4 protein-coding genes are annotated in these 2,319 nt (G+C 40.5%); 2 read left to right on the top strand and 2 right to left on the bottom strand.

Annotation, left to right across the window (positions count from 1 at the left end; translation table 11 throughout):
- Positions 1-388: 388 nt before the first annotated feature.
- Positions 389-655 carry a type II toxin-antitoxin system RelE family toxin gene (locus RW092_RS14795; protein ID WP_212953172.1) on the bottom strand — a complete coding sequence of 89 codons (267 nt, stop codon included), beginning with the start codon at positions 653-655 and terminating at the stop codon, positions 389-391.
- Positions 639-875 carry a hypothetical protein gene (locus tag RW092_RS14800; RefSeq protein ID WP_016310982.1) on the bottom strand — a complete coding sequence of 79 codons (237 nt, stop codon included), beginning with the start codon at positions 873-875 and terminating at the stop codon, positions 639-641. Before RW092_RS14800 ends, RW092_RS14795 begins: the two co-directional genes overlap by 17 nt.
- Before the next feature lie 322 nt (positions 876-1,197).
- On the opposite strand from RW092_RS14800, the gene RW092_RS14805 reads away from it, so the two are divergent.
- Entirely contained in the window at positions 1,198-1,686 is a 489-nt protein-coding gene (locus tag RW092_RS14805; RefSeq protein ID WP_316010569.1) for an AAA family ATPase, read from the top strand.
- A 204-nt stretch (positions 1,687-1,890) separates the two neighbouring features.
- A complete protein-coding gene (locus RW092_RS14810) occupies positions 1,891-2,175 on the top strand; it encodes a hypothetical protein (RefSeq protein WP_127576778.1) in 285 nt (94 codons plus the stop codon).
- The last annotated feature ends 144 nt before the right edge of the window (positions 2,176-2,319 follow it).

Consider the following 2,319-nt stretch of genomic DNA (forward strand, 5'->3'; position numbering starts at 1 on the left):
TAGCTAGGACTTGGTTCAGTAAGAGTCGTGAGTTAATAACGATGAAACATCATGAAGAGGATACATAGAAGTATAGAAAAGAAATAAAGGCAGTAAAAAGAAATTGCAGTGAAGAACGACGGCAGATAACACAATGTTCCCGCAACGCGGCTGTAGCCGCAAGGTCCGCCCGAAGATATATGAAGTGGAATCATTACGGTGCTAATTCAGTAGCAAGGAAGGGAATTCAGGCGGACACGTCTGCAAGGCTAAGTGGCGGAGCCACCCGGCAACCTGATTCGCTGCGCTCGACGGGTCAGCGGCTTAAGCCTTTCGACGTCGTGAACACGGAAACGTTATCTGAAACCGGTGCGAGGCAAAATAAATGACACTTGTAGTTTAAGTGCCATCAAGATTTATATATGTCACCGCGAGATCCTATCTTTACAACAATTATTATAAGTTCATTATCAATTACTGAATAAATCACACGAAAGGATCCAACACGAAGCCGAAAATGATTTTCCATACCTTGCATTCTTTTTATGTCGAGCTCTGGATGTCTTGGATTTTCAGAAAGAATTTTTAAGTGATCCAGAATGCGATTTCGAGTTGTGATATCCTGCTTTTGAAGATACTTAAAGGCATCCTTTAGGAACTTAATTTCGTAATTCATGTTCAACATCCTTAAGGCTAATTAATTCACCTCTTAAGTAAGCTTCATGAGCATCCTTTATGGCATCTAATTCATCTTGAGTTGTTGGTTCATCATCGAGAGGGATTTCTCTATTCACGGGAATATTGGCGAGGCGCTCCATCAATTCGGAAACCAACTCAAGATCTTTATCGGATAGTCGATCAAGCAACTCATAAAATCGTTCTTTATTTACAGCCATTTTGCCAACTCCTTTCAAGATCTAATTATAACCATTATAACATTAGATACACCTAAGGGAATGGAGTTAGTAACTCGAAGAAGGCACCGGCATCAGATAACACAGTATTCACACATCGGGCATACGCCCTCGGTCCGGCAGGAGTTAGAAGTGAAGTCGAAGAGGGGATTTCAGTTTCGGGGAAGCGGGATCAGGCGGACACACCTGCGACGCTAACTGCGCAAGCGCAGCCGGCCACTTCGTGGCCTTAAGCCTCTCGGCGTCATGAATACAAGGACGTTAGGCGAAACTCCCCTTAATCTATAAAATGAAGGTGGATTCATTGAAGAAACTTATTGTAATAAACGGAACAATGGGAGTCGGAAAAACCACAGTTTGTCAAGGGTTATATAAGTCACTTGATAAAGCAGTATGGTTAGATGGTGATTGGTGTTGGATGATGAATCCTTGGAACTTTAATGAAGAAAACATACGGATGGTTAAGAATAATATTACATATTTACTCAGAAACTTCTTAACGAACTCTACATTCGAATATGTCATTTTTAACTGGGTTCTTCATAGAAAAGAGATCCTGGATGAATTACTTGTCCGTTTAGGTGATTTAGATTTTCAGCTTAAGAAGGTTACATTGTTGTGTTCTGAAACCGCATTACGACAAAGAATGATTCAAGACGGTAGATCAGAAGAACAAATTAAATTGAGCATCGAGCGGTTAAGTATGTACGAGAATATGGATACTAATATTATTGATACAAGTGAAATTGGCACAGAAGAGATTGTCCAAAGAATCAAAGAAATCATAAGTTGATCGTTGGTGTTGAGAAAAGGGGAGCATCACCTAATACAGAATTCACGCATCGGGCCATTTAGCCATCGGTCCGGCACGAAGGTTGCTAGTGACGCAGAAGTAGCAGGACCCTGGCGTGTCCTTAAGTCGGTGGGACGTCGTGAATACAATAACGCTAGCCGGAAGTTATGCTTGAATATAACTGGAAAGAACTGGAGGGAATTCATGAAGAAAATTCTCAGTGGAATATCATTCTTGTTTTTTGGATTAACTCTCTATATTACGGCACACATTCAAGCAGTAAATTATCTACCATTAGTTACATCGTGGAATACGGACAAGGGGAAGTATTGGAGTGCCTTAGATGAAACACATGGAATACAGCTAACTTATTTTGGAATCACATTTTGTGTGTTAGGGACAATTTTAATTTTGATTGGGTGTTTTGAAGATCAAATAAAGAAAATATTTAAAATCTCAAGCAGTAAGCAAGAAGAAACACGGAGATGATTTTGTGGGTAAGTACGGAGAAGCAGCAGTCAGATCTGTAGTTCTATTAAATACTGGCATAACCCATGACCCAGTGCTAGCATGGGAGATGTACCTCTGTCAATAGAGTAGACACAAAGAATCGAGAAAATTATGCGGCAGATC

It is taken from the genome of Paenibacillus sp. 3LSP (assembly GCF_032465655.1).
Classification (GTDB): Bacteria; Bacillota; Bacilli; order Paenibacillales; family Paenibacillaceae; genus Fontibacillus; species Fontibacillus barengoltzii.

What these genes read in the sequence shown, in the direction of transcription:
- RW092_RS14795 (WP_212953172.1), bottom strand. Translation starts at nt 655, where the DNA reads ATGAATTACGAAATTAAGTTCCTAAAGGATGCCTTTAAGTATCTTCAA.
- RW092_RS14800 (WP_016310982.1), bottom strand. Translation starts at nt 875, where the DNA reads ATGGCTGTAAATAAAGAACGATTTTATGAGTTGCTTGATCGACTATCC.
- RW092_RS14810 (WP_127576778.1), top strand. Translation starts at nt 1,891, where the DNA reads ATGAAGAAAATTCTCAGTGGAATATCATTCTTGTTTTTTGGATTAACT.